Annotated in this window: 16 protein-coding genes; 2 read left to right on the forward strand and 14 right to left on the reverse strand. The window is 28.5% G+C overall.

Annotation, left to right across the window (positions count from 1 at the left end):
* Positions 1-21: 21 nt before the first annotated feature.
* The 9 genes from H0H71_RS01435 to H0H71_RS01475 all read right to left on the reverse strand — a co-directional run bounded on the left by H0H71_RS01435 (position 22) and on the right by H0H71_RS01475 (position 9523).
* Positions 22-654 carry a peroxiredoxin gene (locus tag H0H71_RS01435; protein ID WP_185856430.1) on the reverse strand — a complete coding sequence of 211 codons (633 nt, stop codon included), beginning with the start codon at positions 652-654 and terminating at the stop codon, positions 22-24.
* A gap of 133 nt (positions 655-787) precedes the next feature.
* A complete protein-coding gene (gene dnaG / locus H0H71_RS01440) occupies positions 788-2719 on the reverse strand; it encodes a DNA primase (protein WP_185856431.1) in 1932 nt (643 codons plus the stop codon).
* An 18-nt stretch (positions 2720-2737) separates the two neighbouring features.
* On the reverse strand, positions 2738-3400 hold the full coding sequence (gene rpe / locus H0H71_RS01445; protein WP_185856432.1) for a ribulose-phosphate 3-epimerase: 663 nt from the start codon (positions 3398-3400) through the stop codon (positions 2738-2740).
* 20 nt (positions 3401-3420) lie between these two features.
* The gene (locus tag H0H71_RS01450; RefSeq protein ID WP_185856433.1) at positions 3421-4221 is read right to left on the reverse strand and encodes an enoyl-ACP reductase FabI; all 801 of its coding nucleotides are present in this window, start codon (positions 4219-4221) and stop codon (positions 3421-3423) included.
* 16 nt (positions 4222-4237) lie between these two features.
* Positions 4238-5494, reverse strand: a complete 1257-nt coding sequence (gene metK, locus H0H71_RS01455; protein WP_185856434.1) for a methionine adenosyltransferase — start codon at positions 5492-5494, stop codon at positions 4238-4240.
* 65 nt (positions 5495-5559) lie between these two features.
* Positions 5560-6654, reverse strand: a complete 1095-nt coding sequence (locus tag H0H71_RS01460) for a bifunctional 3-deoxy-7-phosphoheptulonate synthase/chorismate mutase type II (protein ID WP_185856478.1) — start codon at positions 6652-6654, stop codon at positions 5560-5562.
* Positions 6655-6666: 12 nt separating this feature from the next.
* The gene (locus H0H71_RS01465; protein ID WP_185856435.1) at positions 6667-7521 is read right to left on the reverse strand and encodes a prephenate dehydrogenase; all 855 of its coding nucleotides are present in this window, start codon (positions 7519-7521) and stop codon (positions 6667-6669) included.
* Positions 7518-8669, reverse strand: coding sequence for a pyridoxal phosphate-dependent aminotransferase (locus H0H71_RS01470; RefSeq protein WP_185856436.1), 1152 nt, complete (start codon positions 8667-8669; stop codon positions 7518-7520). The genes H0H71_RS01465 and H0H71_RS01470 overlap by 4 nt, the downstream gene beginning before the upstream one ends.
* Positions 8670-8677: 8 nt before the next feature.
* Complete coding sequence (locus tag H0H71_RS01475; protein ID WP_185856437.1) at positions 8678-9523, reverse strand: prephenate dehydratase; 846 nt, start codon at positions 9521-9523, stop codon at positions 8678-8680.
* A gap of 208 nt (positions 9524-9731) precedes the next feature.
* On the opposite strand from H0H71_RS01475, the gene H0H71_RS01480 reads away from it, so the two are divergent.
* Positions 9732-11054: an Nramp family divalent metal transporter gene (locus H0H71_RS01480; RefSeq protein WP_185856438.1), complete on the forward strand. Its 1323-nt coding sequence runs from the start codon at positions 9732-9734 to the stop codon at positions 11052-11054.
* 4 nt (positions 11055-11058) lie between these two features.
* Here H0H71_RS01480 and rplI read toward each other — a convergent pair whose 3' ends face one another.
* Genes rplI through mnmE form a run of 5 tightly spaced genes read right to left on the reverse strand, consistent with a single transcriptional unit; the run spans position 11059 to position 15178 of the window.
* A complete protein-coding gene (gene rplI / locus H0H71_RS01485; protein WP_185856439.1) occupies positions 11059-11511 on the reverse strand; it encodes a 50S ribosomal protein L9 in 453 nt (150 codons plus the stop codon).
* A 13-nt stretch (positions 11512-11524) separates the two neighbouring features.
* Entirely contained in the window at positions 11525-11845 is a 321-nt protein-coding gene (gene rpsR, locus H0H71_RS01490; protein WP_185856440.1) for a 30S ribosomal protein S18, read from the reverse strand.
* On the reverse strand, positions 11820-12188 hold the full coding sequence (gene rpsF / locus H0H71_RS01495) for a 30S ribosomal protein S6 (RefSeq protein WP_185856441.1): 369 nt from the start codon (positions 12186-12188) through the stop codon (positions 11820-11822). Before rpsF ends, rpsR begins: the two co-directional genes overlap by 26 nt.
* The gene (gene gltX / locus H0H71_RS01500; protein ID WP_185856442.1) at positions 12182-13759 is read right to left on the reverse strand and encodes a glutamate--tRNA ligase; all 1578 of its coding nucleotides are present in this window, start codon (positions 13757-13759) and stop codon (positions 12182-12184) included. The genes rpsF and gltX overlap by 7 nt, the downstream gene beginning before the upstream one ends.
* Before the next feature lie 15 nt (positions 13760-13774).
* Positions 13775-15178 carry a tRNA uridine-5-carboxymethylaminomethyl(34) synthesis GTPase MnmE gene (mnmE, locus tag H0H71_RS01505; RefSeq protein WP_185856443.1) on the reverse strand — a complete coding sequence of 468 codons (1404 nt, stop codon included), beginning with the start codon at positions 15176-15178 and terminating at the stop codon, positions 13775-13777.
* A gap of 61 nt (positions 15179-15239) precedes the next feature.
* Between mnmE and H0H71_RS01510 the strand changes: the two genes are divergently transcribed.
* Entirely contained in the window at positions 15240-16157 is a 918-nt protein-coding gene (locus H0H71_RS01510) for a N5-glutamine methyltransferase family protein (RefSeq protein WP_185855808.1), read from the forward strand.

Below are 16157 nucleotides of genomic sequence, written 5' to 3' on the forward strand. Positions count from 1 at the left end.
ATATCCGCAGATTAATAATCACTATTCGGATGAAAAATAATCTATAATTCCACTATGAGTAGCTTTTATAGCACGTTTTCCTTGGGTCCAATTTGCGGGACAAACTTCTCCTTCCTTTTCATAATACTGTAGTGCATCTATCATACGAATTGCTTCATTGACATTTCTACCTAAAGGAAAATCATTAATTAAAAGATGTCTTACAATTCCTTCTTGATCTATTAAAAACAATCCTCTATAAGCAATAAGTTCTCCCGTTGCTTTTACATTATTATTGCAGCAAATCCAATCTCCAGATAAAACTCCATAATTATGGGAAATGGTTTTATTGACATCAGAAACAATAGGATAAGTCACCCCAGATATCCCCCCTTTTTTTTTGGGAATTTGTAACCAAGTCCAATGAGATTGTTCCGTATCTGTAGAGATAGCAATAATTTGTACATTTCTTGATTCGAATTCCTTTATTTTTTCTTGAAATGCATATATTTCTGTAGGGCAAACAAAAGTAAAATCTTTAGGATAGAAGAAAAGTAAAACATATTTTTTACCCCTAAATTGTTCTAAAGTAAAATTATGTACAATATCTTTTCCATTTAATACAGCACTAGATGTAAAACTAGGCGCTTTTTTTGCAATTAATGTCTGATTCATTTTTCGCTATTTTGTATACACGAATTTACCAAAATTCTTTAAAAAGAAAAAAATAATAAGGCTCTTTTCTTTTCAGATATCTTGATCTTCATTTATGTATGTATGGTATGTATGGATGGTATGTATGGATGGATCATACATATCTATGTAATTTTTTATTAAGTTCATTTTTTAAATTTGTTAAATGCATTATTTTTTTTATTAAATTCTTCTTCTGATTCTTATGATTAGGATCATCGGCTTCTATATTTTGAAAACGCATAATTTCTTTTTGAATCGATTTCAATATCGATTGTAATTTATATCTCAATAACATTTCAGTGAGAGATTTTTCTATATTTTTATCTTCTGAAGTGACTTCAATCCCTTTTTTTTCCCATTCGGATAGAGAATAACAGAACTTTTTATATTGTTTAAAATTTTTCAATTTTCCTATTTGATTTTTTTTCTTGCAAATCTTATCAAATAATTTTTGATTAGAATACAAAGAAAAACGTAAATTTTCGCATTTAAAAGTATGCAATATTTTTTCAAGTACTGTAGTCGTTTCGTGTTCGCCTTTTTTTATTATTTGATCTCCATGATTAAAAATAAACTGAATCAACTTTTCTTCCAGAATAAGATTTTGATTTGAATCTGTGATTATTTTCTTGTTCTTCTTGTTCAAAAAAGAAGAATAAATAATACTCTTTCTTTTTTTTTTACTCTTTATTCGTTCTAATTCAGAAATTAGAACTTCCTGACGAAGTTCTAATACTCTGGAAGCTTCTTGTAAAAATAATTCCTTTTGAAGAATATTGGAAATTTTCAAAATACTATTCAAAATATTCACAACTAAAAATGATTTTCCAATTGGATCATTTTGGTGTAAAAGATCATATACTTTTTTTTTGAAAGAGATAAAATTATAACTATTTTTTTCTAAAAAATATTTCCATTGAGAATGAGAATGAGAAGAGGAATATTTTTTTGCTAGAGAATCTGGATCTTCTCCATTAGAAAAAAATAATATCCTAGGATTCATTTCTTGTTCCAGAAACATATTTATTCCTCTTAAAGAAGCTTGAATTCCAGATTTATCTCCATCATAAAATAAAACAATCGTTTTTGTAAATTTTTTGATCAAGAGAATTTGATCAATCGTAAGGGCTGTTCCAGAAGAGGAAACAACATTTTTGATTCCAGATTGATGTAAAGAAATAACATCTGTATATCCTTCTACTAAATAACAAAAATTTTCTTTTAAAATAGCAGTTTTGGCTTGGAATAATCCATATAAAATTTTGCTCTTTTGAAAGAGATTGCTTTCAGATGAATTTAAATATTTTATTCTAGGAGCACTACTACTAGTAGTAGAACAACTACTACTAATAATAGTTCTTCCACCAAATCCTATAACCATTCCTGATAAATCATGTATTGGAAATATTACACGATTACGAAAACAGTCAAAATAATTTTTCGATTTTTCCTTAAAAACAGTAATACCAGATTTTTTTAAATCACCTATTTTGAATCCTTTTTTTAAAGCTTTTTCTGTAAGAAAACTCCAAGAAGAAGGAGCATAACCTAATTCAAATTCATGAATTATTTTCATATTAAATCCTCTTTCTTTTATCAAATATCTCAATCCCTTTTCTTTTCCTTCTTTTGTGAACCATAGTTGTTTAATAAAAAAACGTTTTGCATAATCTTGTATTAGTTGTAAATTTTTTTCATAATACATTTTTTTTACACTCCTTCTATTATCATCTGTTTCATTTTTTTCATCTTCTTCATAAAGAATATCTATCTCATATTTTTTAGCTAAATAATGTAATGACTCTACATAAGTAAAATGTTCATGTTCCATAAGAAAGGTAATGATATTTCCTCCTTTTCCAGAACTAAAATCTTTCCATATTTTTTTTGTAGGAGAAACTATAAGAGAAGGCGTTTTTTCATCCGAAAATGGACTAAGACCTCTATAATTTATTCCACTTTTCTTTAAGGAAACAAAATCTCCTATAACTTCTTCTATACAAGAAATAGAAAATATTCTTTCTATAGTTTTTTTAGAAATCATGATGAGATTAATCAATTATTATTTATTTTCAAATGAGGATTTCATTTTATGAATAATTTTTTTTGGATTAGAATTAGAAAAAATGGTAGTTCCTGCTACCAATATATCTGCGCCATTTTTGAATAATAAAGAAGCGTTTTCTAAATTCACACCTCCATCTACTTCTATCAATGCAGAAGAATCTTTTTTTAAGATTAAATCTTTAGTATCTTTTAACTTTTGATAAGTTTGACTAATAAACTTTTGCCCGCTAAACCCAGGATTTACGCTCATTATCAAAACAAAATCTATATCTTTAATGATATCTTTCAAAAGAATAACTGGAGTATGTGGATTAACTGCTACTCCTACTTTCATTCCATATTTTTTAATAGAAAAAATAGTTCTATTTAAGTGAATACAAGCTTCGTAATGAATATGTAAATGATCCGCTCCACATTCTTTAAATTGTTCTATGTATAGTTCTGGGTGTAGTATCATTAAATGGACATCCATTGGTTTGGAGGCATATTTTTTTACATATTTTGTAAACAATGCTCCAAAAGAAATATTAGAAACAAAAGAAGAGTCCATAATATCAATATGAAACCAGTCCGATTCACTTTCATTTAACATTTCTATTTCTCTATATAAAAAAGCTAAATCTGCTGAAAGTAAAGATGGAGCTATAATTTTTTTCATCTTTTCATATTATATGAGAATTATGAAATAATATTTTCGCTAATTCCTGTATTAGAAAAACCTCCATCATGATATAGATTTTGCATCGTTACTTTTCTTGTAAAATCGGAAAAAAGTGTAACAATGTAGTTTGCACAATCTTGTGGAGAAGCGTTTCCTAAAGGAGATATTTTTTCAGAAAAAAGAAAAAACTGGTTGAACCCTTTAATTGACTTTGCTGCTTTTGTCATACTAGGAGATTGTGAAACAGTATTTACTCTTACCTTTTTTTTAACTCCCCAATGATATCCAAAATTTCTGGTAATACTTTCCAAATAAGCTTTATAATCTGACATGTCCCCATAATTTGGAAAAATTCTTTGAGAAGCTATGTATGTCAATGCTACAATAGATCCCCATTTATTCATGGCGTTTTTATTCCAAGCAACTTGCATGATTTTATGATAAGATACCGCAGAGATTTCCCATCCTTTTCTCAAGAATTCATAATTCAGAGAGGTATAATGGATTCCTTTTCTAATATTGATAGACATAGCAATAGAATGTAAGATAAAATCTATCCCACCACCAAAATGCTCCAATGTTTTATCAAAGAGAATATTAAGATCTATAACAGAAGTCGCATCAGACGGGATTATCATAGATTCTGTTTTGTCAGATAATTCATAAATTTTCCCCATTCTTAAGGAGGCAGGAGTATTTGTTAAGACAAAAGACGCTTTTTCCTCATAAGCACGTTCTGCTACTTTCCAAGCAATAGAATTTTCATCTAAAGCACCAAATATAATTCCTTTTTTTCCCTTCAATAGATTGTAAGACATACATACTTTTTTTTAATCACAGATTAAAAATCTCCTTTATAATAGGTAAATAGTCCAGTTTTTCCCATGTAAAAAGTTCTACTTCTTGTTCTTTTTTATTTCCTTTTATATCAGAAAAAGACTTCCAGACTTTTCTTGTTTTCTTTCCCATATGTCCATAAACAGCAGTTTCTTCATACATTGGATTACGTAATTTTAATCTTTTTTCTATAGCATAAGGTCGGAGATCAAAAATCTTTTTTATATTCACTACAATTTCTTCATCTAGAAAATTTCTATGGGATGTCCCATAAGTATTCACAAAAATTCCTATGGGTTCAGATATGCCCACGGCATAAGATATTTGTATCAATAATTCATCTGCAATTCCTGCAGCAACAAGATTCTTTGCGATATGTCTAGCGGCATAAGCTCCAGATCTATCCACTTTAGAAGAATCTTTTCCAGAAAAAGCCCCCCCTCCGTGTGACCCTCTTCCTCCATAAGTATCTACAATAATTTTCCTACCAGTGACACCGGTATCTCCATGAGGGCCTCCAATTACAAATTGACCAGTAGAATTTATGTAATATTTTGTTTGATCTGTGAACAATTTTTTGATTTGCTTAGATACGATATTTCTCTTTAACCTTGGAATCAAGATATTTCTAATATCGTGAATAATCCGTTCATGCATTTTTTCTTTTGTATCAAATTCATCATGTTGAGTTGAAATGACTATAGAGTGAATATGAATAGGAATATTTTTATCAGAATACTTTAAAGTAACTTGTGATTTTGCATCTGGACGTAAATAAGTCATTTTTTCTCCTTCATTTCGTATAGAGGAAAGTTCCCTTAATAGATCATGTGACATTTCTAATGTTAAAGGCATGTAATTTTTTGTTTCATTAACTGCATAACCAAAAATAATACCCTGATCTCCAGCTCCTTGATCGTATTTTTTAGAATTTTTAATTCCTTTGAATAGATCCATAGACTGTTCTTGAATAGAAGAAAGAACTCCACAAGAATCTGCATTGAATCTATATTCATTTTTAGTATACCCAATCTTTCTAAGTATCCCACGTGCAATTTTCTGTACATTCACCCAAATTTTAGAATTCACTTCTCCCGCCAATACAATTTGACCAGTAGTCACTAAAGTTTCTATAGCTACTTTCGCTTCTGGATCATATGCCAAAAAATGATCTAATATCGCGTCCGATATTTGATCAGAAATTTTATCAGGATGTCCCTCTGAAACAGATTCGCTAGTAAATAAATAAGACATTTTTCCCTTTTATGACTAGATTATGAAATCTATTGTTGTTTTCTTGAGTAGATCCTCTTCGACATTTACATTCTGTTTTGAATCTTAATGGATTCTTTATGCAACAGTTTGAAAACTCCTTTAAGGAGTTCCTCAGAAAGTCCTAAATTTTTTCCTAATTTTATAGATTTATTCATAATCTCTACCCATCTATTTGGTTGTAATATAGATACATCCGATCCCTTTTTTAAGGTTCCTAATTGCTTTGAAATTTTCATTCTTTCTGCTAAAAGAGCAATTATGTTTTCATCTAGTTCATCAATGAATATTCTTAAAGAATCTAAATTTTTTTGAATTTGATTGTTTTCAGATTTAGATTCCTTAGATTTAGAAGAATCTATCAATTGTTTTAATAATTCTAAAAGTTTTTCAGGAGTGATCTGTTGTTGAGAATCACTCCAAGCTTTATCAGGATTACAATGACATTCTATCATTAATCCATCATATTTAAAGTGATAAGCTATTTTTGAAATAGAAAAAATTCCTTCCTTATTTCCACAAATATGTGAAGGATCACATATTACAGGAATTCTAGGAAAAAAACTCCTAAATTTTGACAAAAGATTCCAATTTGGTTGATTCCTGTATTTAGATGCTTGATATGTATAAAAACCACGATGAATCACTCCTAATTTTCTAACTCCTTTTTTAAATAAACGTTCTAAAGCTCCTATCCATAATTCTATATCAGGATGTATAGGATTTTTCACTAAAATAACTTTATCCTTTTTTCCTTCTAGAGAATCCGCAATTTCTTGAACAATAAAAGGACTAGATGTGCTTCTCGCTCCTATCCAAAGAACATCTATATCAAAAGATAATGCAAGTTTAACATGTTCTGAATTAGCTATTTCAGTAGCTGTCATCAATCCCGTTTTTCTTTTTACATTCTTTAACCATTGAAGTCCTTTTTTTCCAACTCCTTCAAAATTATTCGGTTTTGTCCTAGGTTTCCAAATCCCTGCTCTAAATACTTGTACATATGCAGGATCCAATCTTTGAGCAGTTTCTATTACTTGCTCTTCACTTTCGGCACTACAAGGGCCGGAAATAGTGAAAGGGGAATTCCATTTTTCAATCCAGGATCTATCTATACTATTATTTAGAATCTCTTTTTCCATCATATAATTAATTTATACATATTTTTTATCTTTTATATCATTTGCATTTTTCAAAAATTGATCAATTTTATGAAATTTTTTATTTTTTAATAAATCACGAAATATTTCTAAGTGATTAATATAAATATCTATAGCTTGAATTAGATTCTTCCTATTAGAAATAAAAATAGGTAACCAAGTTTCAGGATTGCTTTTTGCTAAACGTGTGGTAGAAGCTAATCCACTTCCCATCATATTATTAAAAACTTTTTTTTCTTCTTCATTTTGAAATTGTTTTAAAACTGTCCGAGCCAAAGCAAAAGATACTACATGAGGTAAATGAGAAATGTAAGCAATATATAAATCATGTTCTTTAGATGTAATATAAATCATACGCATTTTCATGACAGAAAAAATTTTTTCTGAAATAGATATCGCATCTGGATCGCTCAATTCAGAATCACAAATAATACAATTTTTTTTATAAAAAAGATCTGAATGAGCTGAAATGGCGCCCGAATTTTCAATTCCTGCAATCGGATGTGTTGCTACAAAACGACTTCTTTTTGGGTGTGAAAAAACCCTATTACAAATATCATATTTAGTAGAACCAGTATCTAAAATTACTGTGTTATTTGTAATTTTGTTAAGAATATTTGGAAGGATTTTTTCTATCCCATCTACAGGAATAGATAAAATAATTACTGAAGATTGTAAAATAAGATCCTGTAAAGGAATAATTTCATCAACAATACCAAGTTGAACAGCATGGAGAGCATTTACCTGATTAGAATCAGTTCCTATAAATTTATCTCCGAAATTAGATTTTCGTAATCCTAAACTAATAGATCCTCCTATTAAACCTAATCCTATAATCCCAATATTCATGAAATAATTCTATTTTTTGCTTTTTTCAAAGTGTTTACTGAACAACACATAGAAAATCTTACATATCCTTTTCCATTATTTCCAAATACACTTCCCGGTGTAATAAATATGTGGTAACGATTCAGAATCTCATCAGAGAATTTACGATCATTTTGATCTAAACTGGTAATTTTTGCCCAAACGAAAATTCCGGAACTTTTCCTTCTATATTTTAAACATAAATGATCGCAGATTTCCCATATAATTTTTCTCCGCTTTGTATATTCTATATTAATATTTTCAAACCATTCTGAATTTTGATTCATAGCTTCTATCGCCCCAATCTGTATTGGATAATACATTCCCGAATCCATTTGGCTTTTTACTTTGATAATATTTTGAATAAATTCTTTTTTTCCGATTATCATTCCAACACGCCATCCTGCCATATTATAGCTTTTGCTTAAAGAATTTAATTCTAATGCAATATCTTTGGCTTCTTTCACATTAAAGATACTCAAAGGACATTTGTTTAATATGAAACTATAAGGGTTATCATGAACTAGTAAAATATGGTTTTTTTTCGCAAAGAAAACAATTTCTTCTAATTTCTCTAAAGAGATAGTTGCTCCAGTAGGCATATGAGGATAATTAATCCACATTATTTTGACATTGGAAAAATTTTTTTTATACAATAATTGAAGATCAGGACACCAATCTCCTTCTTCATGAAGATTATAATAAATAATTTCCGCTTCCAAAAGATTAGAGATTGAAGAATAAGTCGGATACCCTGGATCTGGGATTAAGACTTTACTTCCTTTATCCAAATAAGACATACTAACATGCATAATTCCTTCTTTAGACCCCATTAATGGTAAAACTTCATTCTCAGGATCAATATCCACTTGATATATTTTTTTGTACCAAATAGAAATCGCATGACGGAAATTTTCTATTCCAATATAACTTTGATAAGTATTAGCATATTCTAATTCTGACGCTACTTTCATTTTAGGAATAACATTACTTGGGGGAAGTAAATCTGGATTCCCAATCCCTAAATTAATGACTTGTATCCCTTTTTTTTCAAGATTATGAATTACTCTCATTTTTTCTGAAAAAAAGTATTCCGATATTTGATGCATTCTTTTTGCTACAACAATCATTTTTCACTTTAGGGTTTATTTAGGGAAATCCCATTTTTATATTCTCCCATAATAGAAAGTTTATGAAGACACGGAATTCTTTGTATACGTTCTTTCATTACTTCATAATCTTTTATACTGTTAAATATAACATCCACATAAAATGAATATTCCCAAGGTTTTTCTATTAGAGGAATAGATTGTATTTTCGTCATATTAATTCCAAGACTCGATATAAAACTCAAAATCTGAGATAAACTACCAGTTTTATGCAATATTTTAAATCTCAAAGAAGCTTTGTTAAAAGAATTTTCTTTTTTAGGAAAATTTTTAATAATAAAAAATCGAGTAAAATTACTCGTAATAGTTTGTATATTTCTAGAAATAATTTCTAACTCATACTCCTTAGCAGCATATTCTGATGCAATTGCGGCCAACCCTTTTTTTTTTCGTACAGAAATATATTTAGCCGCAGCAGCTGTATCAGAATATTCTGATATTTTTATGTTAGGATACGCATTTATAAACAATTCACACTGTAAAAGTGCCATAGGATGAGAATAAATTTCCTTAATATCCTCCATATTTTGTCCCGGAAAAACCATTAAATGGTGGTGTATAGGCATATATACTTCCCCCACTATTCTTAGATTATTATATTCAGATAAAAGACTGTAGTTCGTTACTATAGTTCCCGCTATAGTATTTTCTATAGCCATAACACCAATATCTACATTGGATTTTGCCACTGAACAAGCAAGTTCTCTAAAACTTGAACATTCTATTAATTTATAATTACATCCTTCAAAATATCTGATAACTGCTGCATGATGAAAACACCCTTTTATACCTTGTATAGCTATTTTTTTTTTCATGAAAGAGAATTAGCTTAGCAAAATCCAAAAAAGCGGAAATAAAAAAAACGAATATAAAAAATAATTTGATTATATGCAACTCATTTTTTTTTTTCAAAGTTCATTGAAAAAAAAACTTTTTCGAACTTTTTACTACTTTTAATAAACTAAATATGAACTTTAACGGGGTCTTAATAAGTAAAAGTAAGAATGTTTTTTTTTACTACTAATGAAAATGAAAGGATGGAGAAAAAAAAATAAATATCCTTCCCTTTCGGAAGTTTTCTCTTCCGTTTCTGTTCCTCAACAAAAAGGAATATGGGGAAAACTATTCGCTTTTACAGGCCCCGGTTTATTGATAGCTGTAGGCTATATGGATCCAGGAAATTGGGCTACAGATATTGCTGGAGGAGCTAAATTTGGATACCTGCTTTTATCCGTTATTTTTATATCTAATTTTTTTGCGATTATTTTACAACATTTAGCTCTAAAATTAGGCATTGTTTGTGAAAGAGATTTAGCACAAGCTTGTAGAGATCATTATCCCCCTTTTATTAGTTTTATATTGTGGATTTTATGTGAAGTAGCTATTTCTGCTTGTGATTTAGCAGAAATCATTGGCTCTGTACTTGCTTTAAAATTGCTGTTTGGAATTCCTATCACGTGGGGGGTATTAATTACAGCTATAGATGTTTTCCTCATTTTGTTTTTTCAATATAAAGGATTTCGATATATTGAAAGCGTAGTAGCAGCGTTAATTTTTACAATTTTAGTTTGTTTTAGTTTTGAAATTATTAGTTCTAAACCAGAAATATTTTCCATTTTAAGAGGAATTATTCCTAATCCTGAAATAATTAAAAATTCGCATTCTTTCTATATATCTATTGGAATACTAGGAGCTACAGTTATGCCTCACAATCTTTACCTGCATTCTAGTATCATCCAAACAAGAAACTATCCAAGAACTATTGAAGGAAAAAAAATGGCCATAAAATATGCAACCATAGATAGTACGTTATCTTTATTTCTGGCTTTTTTTATAAATGCCGCCATATTAATTGTATCTGCAGCAACTTTTCATAAATCTGGATATACAGAAGTTGCAGATATTATGGATGCTCACAAACTTTTAACTCCTATACTAGGATCTAGTTTCGCGGGAGTTTTTTTCTCTCTTGCTTTACTTGCATCTGGACAAAATTCCACACTCACTGGAACACTAGCTGGACAAATTGTAATGGAAGGATTTCTTAACATTAGATTAAAACCTTGGATAAGAAGATTAATCACGAGATTGATAGCAATTATTCCAGCTATGATAGCTTCTATTATTTATGGAGAAAAAGGGACTGCAGAATTATTAATCATTAGTCAAATAATTTTATCAATACAATTAAGTTTTGCGATTATCCCATTAGTTAATTTTACAGGAAATCCTGAAAAAATGGGATCATTTGTAAATGGTCCTTTTTTAAAAATTATAGCTTGGTTGATCGCTTGTATAGTGGTACTCCTAAATTTATTTCTATTATATAACACTATAACACTATGATCAATTAAACTGAAGATAAGACTTCAAAATCAAAATTTATCTCCTGTTTCCGATGTAACCGGATATTAGCTTGGTATTTTCCAATTGTTTTAATAACCTTATTTCCAGGAATTCTTATAAATTTTTTATCTATGTCAATTCCTTCTTTACTGAAAAATTTCATAAGATCTTGATTATTAATGGAACCAAAAAGTTTCCCTCCCTTACCAACCTTCGCTTTTATTTTGAGAGTTAATTTTTTTAATTTTTTTTCTATTTCTTTTGATTGCTCAATTAAGAAACTTTCTTTTTGAGAACGTTGTTTCAAGATTTCATGAATTTTTTTTACAGTCCCCGGTAAAGCTAAAACAGCGTATCCCTTAGGAATTAGATAATTTCTCGCATAACCAGGTTTCACATCTAATTCATCGTATTGAAACCCTAAATTTTCTACGTCTTTTTTCAATATTATTTTCATTTTTTTTTTTGATTTATCTCAAATCATCTGTAACAAAAGGCAAAAGACCAATTTGTCTACATCTTTTTATAGCGGAATTTAATTTATTTTGATTTTTTTGTAAAGTTCCCGTAATACGACGGGGTAAAATTTTACCTTGTGCATTAAGAAATTTGACTAAAAAGGCAGGATCCTTATAATCTATGTACTTAATATTTCTTTGTTCAAAAGAACAATATTTTTTTTCTATTTTTGTTTCTATTTTAAGAGGGGACAAGTATCTTAATTCGCTATCTCCTCCTTGTTTTTGTTTTGTTGTAGTAGTACTACTATTGTTTTGATTGATGTCCTCCATAATTTTTTTCCTTTTTTATTTTTTTTCTTCTTCTTTCTGCGTATTCTATTCCATACTTATTTAATTTTACAGTAAGAAAACGCAAAATCCGTTCATCTTGTCTTAATTTCAATTCTAAATCGGAAACTAAATCCGAGTTTAATAAGAACTCAAATAAATGATAACAACCACTTTGTTTTTTTTGAATAGGATAAGCTAGTTTTTTTAGTCCCCAATGTTCTTGAGAAACAATTTTTACATTTTTTTTGATTAGATAATTTTCATACTCTTTTGCTGTTTCTTTTGCTTTTTCATCAGACAAAATAGGAGTTATGATCATAATAGTTTCATAATGTTTTAGCATGAATTGTTGAATTTTTTATGAATATTAATTTTACCTTTTATTTTTTTCATCATGTTTTCTATCCGTTGTAGACTTTTCTTTTTCCCTATCATTTCCAAAATGATGAAAAGATCAGGCCCCTTTAATTCTCCTACTAAAGAGATTCTTAGTAATTGCATTATTTTCTGTCTTTCTCTTTTTTTTTTTATCTCTTTTTGAAACAATAATCTCAAATAAACGGATGTAAATTGATTTATATTTGAGAAAAACACTTTACAAAATTCTAATTGATAAATGGTTTCTTTATGACAAATTTTATTCAAAAAATTTTGATTATAAGAATTAGGAGAAATAAAAAAGTAAAAAGAATGTTCCCATATTTCATGAATAAAATGGATTCTATTTATTGTTATCTGAATCACTTTAGATAAATAATCTTCTTCACAAAAAAGAGACCGTCTTTTGAGTTCCTTGTAAAGGTAAGAAAGTATTTCTTCTTTCTTTTTATTCAAATATTGTTGATTAAACCAATTTGCTTTTCTTATGTTAAAAAAAACACCAGACTTATTGATTCTTTCTAAAGAAAAAAAGTTTATTAATTCTTTTAAGGAAAAAATTTCTTTTTTTCCTCCTGGGTTCCATCCTAACAAAGCTAACATATTCACGAAAGCTTCTGGAAAATAACCTAACTCTCTGTATCCTGGTATGATGTTTTTAGTTTCAGGATCCTTCCATTGTAAAGGAAATATAGGAAAATTTAAACCATCTATATTTCTTTTACTAATTTTTCCTTTCCCATCACTTCTTAAAATTAAAGGTAAATGTGCAAACTTAGGCGGAATCCAACCCAGTGCCCTATATAATAAGATGTGTAGGGACATTGAAGGAATCCATTCTTCTCCTCTAATTACATGAGTAATTCCCATAACATGATCGTCTATAGTATTAGCTAAATGATAAGTAGCTAATCCATTAGATTTAAACAATATTTTATCGTCTAAGTGATCTGTATTTACAATAATAGGCCCCCGTATCATATCATGCATTTTCAATTTTTCTCCAGGATTAATTTTAAATCGAATCACATATTCTAGACAAGAATTTAACTTCTTTAATAATTGTTTTTCTGTCATGTTCAATGAATTGTTCATCTGCATTCTTAGATCTGCATTATAAGAAAAAGTTAATCCACGATCATGAAATTCTTTTCTTTTTATATGAAGCTCCTGATCTGTTTCAAAAGCATAATAAGCATGTCCTTCTTCTAAAAGTTTTTTTAGATAAACACGGTAAATTTTTACACGTTTCGATTGATAATAAGGAATGTGATCTCCACCATATCCAACCCCTTCATCAGGTTCTATATGGCACCATTTTAATGTTTCTAAAATATACGATTCAGAATTAGGAACAAATCTTTTTCTATCAGTATCTTCTATTCTAAGAAGAAATGTCCCTCCATATTTCTTAGCAAAAAGATAATTATATAATGCAGTTCGGATCCCCCCTAAATGTAATGGTCCAGTAGGGCTAGGGGCAAAACGAACTCTTACAACATTTTTTTTCTTTTTCTTTGTTGAATTTTGTAACATAATCAATCATATTATTTATTTCCCAATGCAAAATTTTGAAAAAATGTTTTTGAGAATATCTTCATTTGTGATTTCTCCTGTAATTTCTCCCAAATGCCGTAAAGACTCTTTAATATGGATAGAGACTAAATCTTCTTCTGTTACTCTTTTTTGTATTAAAATTTTATGAGCTAATAAAACTTCTTGAAAGGATTTTTTTAAAGCTTCATAATGTCTGTTTTGTGTTACTATGATATTTTTTTCTTTTAATTTTTTTAAAAATAAATTACTTAAAGTATTGAGCATTTTTTTTATTCCTTGATGATTTTTTGCAGAAATTTCAAAAAAATAAGAAACTTTTGATTTTAAATTATAAAGATCTTTAAAACGGGAAAGATCCGATTTATTAGCAACTGCAAAAACTTTTTTCAAGGGATATTGATCGCGAATAATTTGAATTTCATTCAAAATTTTTTTTTGTTTTTTTTTCTCTTTGAGAGATGCTTCAAAAAGGTATAAAACTATTTGAGATTCTTGTATTTTTTCCATGGTTTTTCGAACCCCCATTTTTTCTATTGTATCTTCTGTTTCTCTTATTCCTGCAGTATCTACAAAATGAAAACGGATTCCATTCAAAATAATTTCACCTTCTATGCTATCTCTAGTAGTTCCTTCTATGTGGGATATAATAGAACGGTTCTCCTGAATGATGTGATTGAATAACGTGGATTTTCCTACATTTGTTTCTCCGACAATTACGACAAAAATTCCTTTTTTCACAGCATTTCCTAATGAAAAAGATTCCATTAAATCTTTGAATGTATCTTCTAATTCATTCAAAGATGAAATCAGTTCTTCTTTTCTTGTAAAAATTACATTTTCTTCAGAAAAATCCAATTGCAATTCTAGTAGAGAAGCAAAATCTAATAATTTTTTTTGCAATTTTTTAATGGTATCAGTTAATGTTCCTTTAATCTGTTGCAAAGATATTTCATGAGAGGCTTTATTCTCTGATAAAATCAATTCTGCTATCGCTTCAGCTTGTGATAAGGCTATTTTTTTATTTAAAAATGCACGAAATGTAAATTCTCCCCGACGAGCTAAACGCATTCCTTTTTTGAGAAGAAGTTGTAAAATCTGTTCTTGAATATAAGAAGATCCATGACAGGATATCTCTACCATATTTTCTCCTGTATAAGAAAAAGGGGATCTAAATAGAGATACTAAAACTTGATCCAGTAAATTTTTTTTTTCTCTAAGATATCCTAAGTGAATAGTATGTGTGGATTGATTTTTTAATTTTTTTCCAGATCGAATAGAAATAAAAATATTTTCAACAGTAGAAATAGAATTTTTTCCAGAAATACGAAAAACAGAGATAGCGCTGGATCCAGTAGGAGGAGTAGCTAAAGCAACAATGGTATCATCATCTAAAAACATAACAAAAAATAAGTTTTATAATTTATAATTTAGACGATTTTATTAAAACTGAATATGGGATATGAATATAGATAAATTTTATAATTTTTTTTGTAAAACTCTTCAAAAAGTATATACAGAAACAAGAGAATTAGAAGCAATCTTCTTTTTACTAACCACTCATTTTTTGAAGTGTGACCAGATAACTGTTCTCTTCAAATTAAGTCAAAAAGAAAAAATAAATTCTTTCATATACAAAAAACTGAAAAAAAAATTATGGGAATTAAAAAACAATAGACCCATTCAATATGTAATTGGAAAAACTTCCTTTTTTGGAATGGATTTCATAGTGAATGAAAAAGTATTCATTCCAAGACCAGAAACAGAAGAGTTAGTATCTTGGATTATACAAGATCACAAAGATCATAATATAACAACATATCCATACACAAAAAAAAATAGTGATCAAATTCAAATATTTGATATTGGAACAGGAAGCGGATGTATTAGTATTACTTTAAAAAAAAAACTCCCCCAAATACAGCATATTTATGCTGCAGATTTTTCTCATGAAATTCTTTCCATAGCAAGGAAAAATGCAACGTTTCATAACGTAAAAATTTTTTTTAAAAAAATTGATATATTGAAGAATTTAATTTCCATCCCAATAAAAAAATATCCTGTTAATATTATAGTGAGTAATCCTCCTTATATAAGACTCTCTGAAAAAAAATTACTACATCCCAATATTTTTCAATATGAACCTTTTCAAGCATTATTTGTTCCTGATGAGGATCCCTTAATTTTCTATAAAGAAATTCTTTTTTGGATAAAAGAAAAATTTACTGGAAAAGTATGTGTTTACTTTGAAATTAATCAATTTATTCATTTAGATATCATGAATTTTATGAAAAAAACAGGATTTAGAAATATAGAAATTCGAAAAGATATTCAAGGATTTTTCAGAATGATTCGCGCAATACAATACATCACAACATAA

The organism is Blattabacterium cuenoti (assembly GCF_014251375.1).
GTDB lineage: Bacteria > Bacteroidota > Bacteroidia > Flavobacteriales > Blattabacteriaceae > Blattabacterium > Blattabacterium cuenoti_K.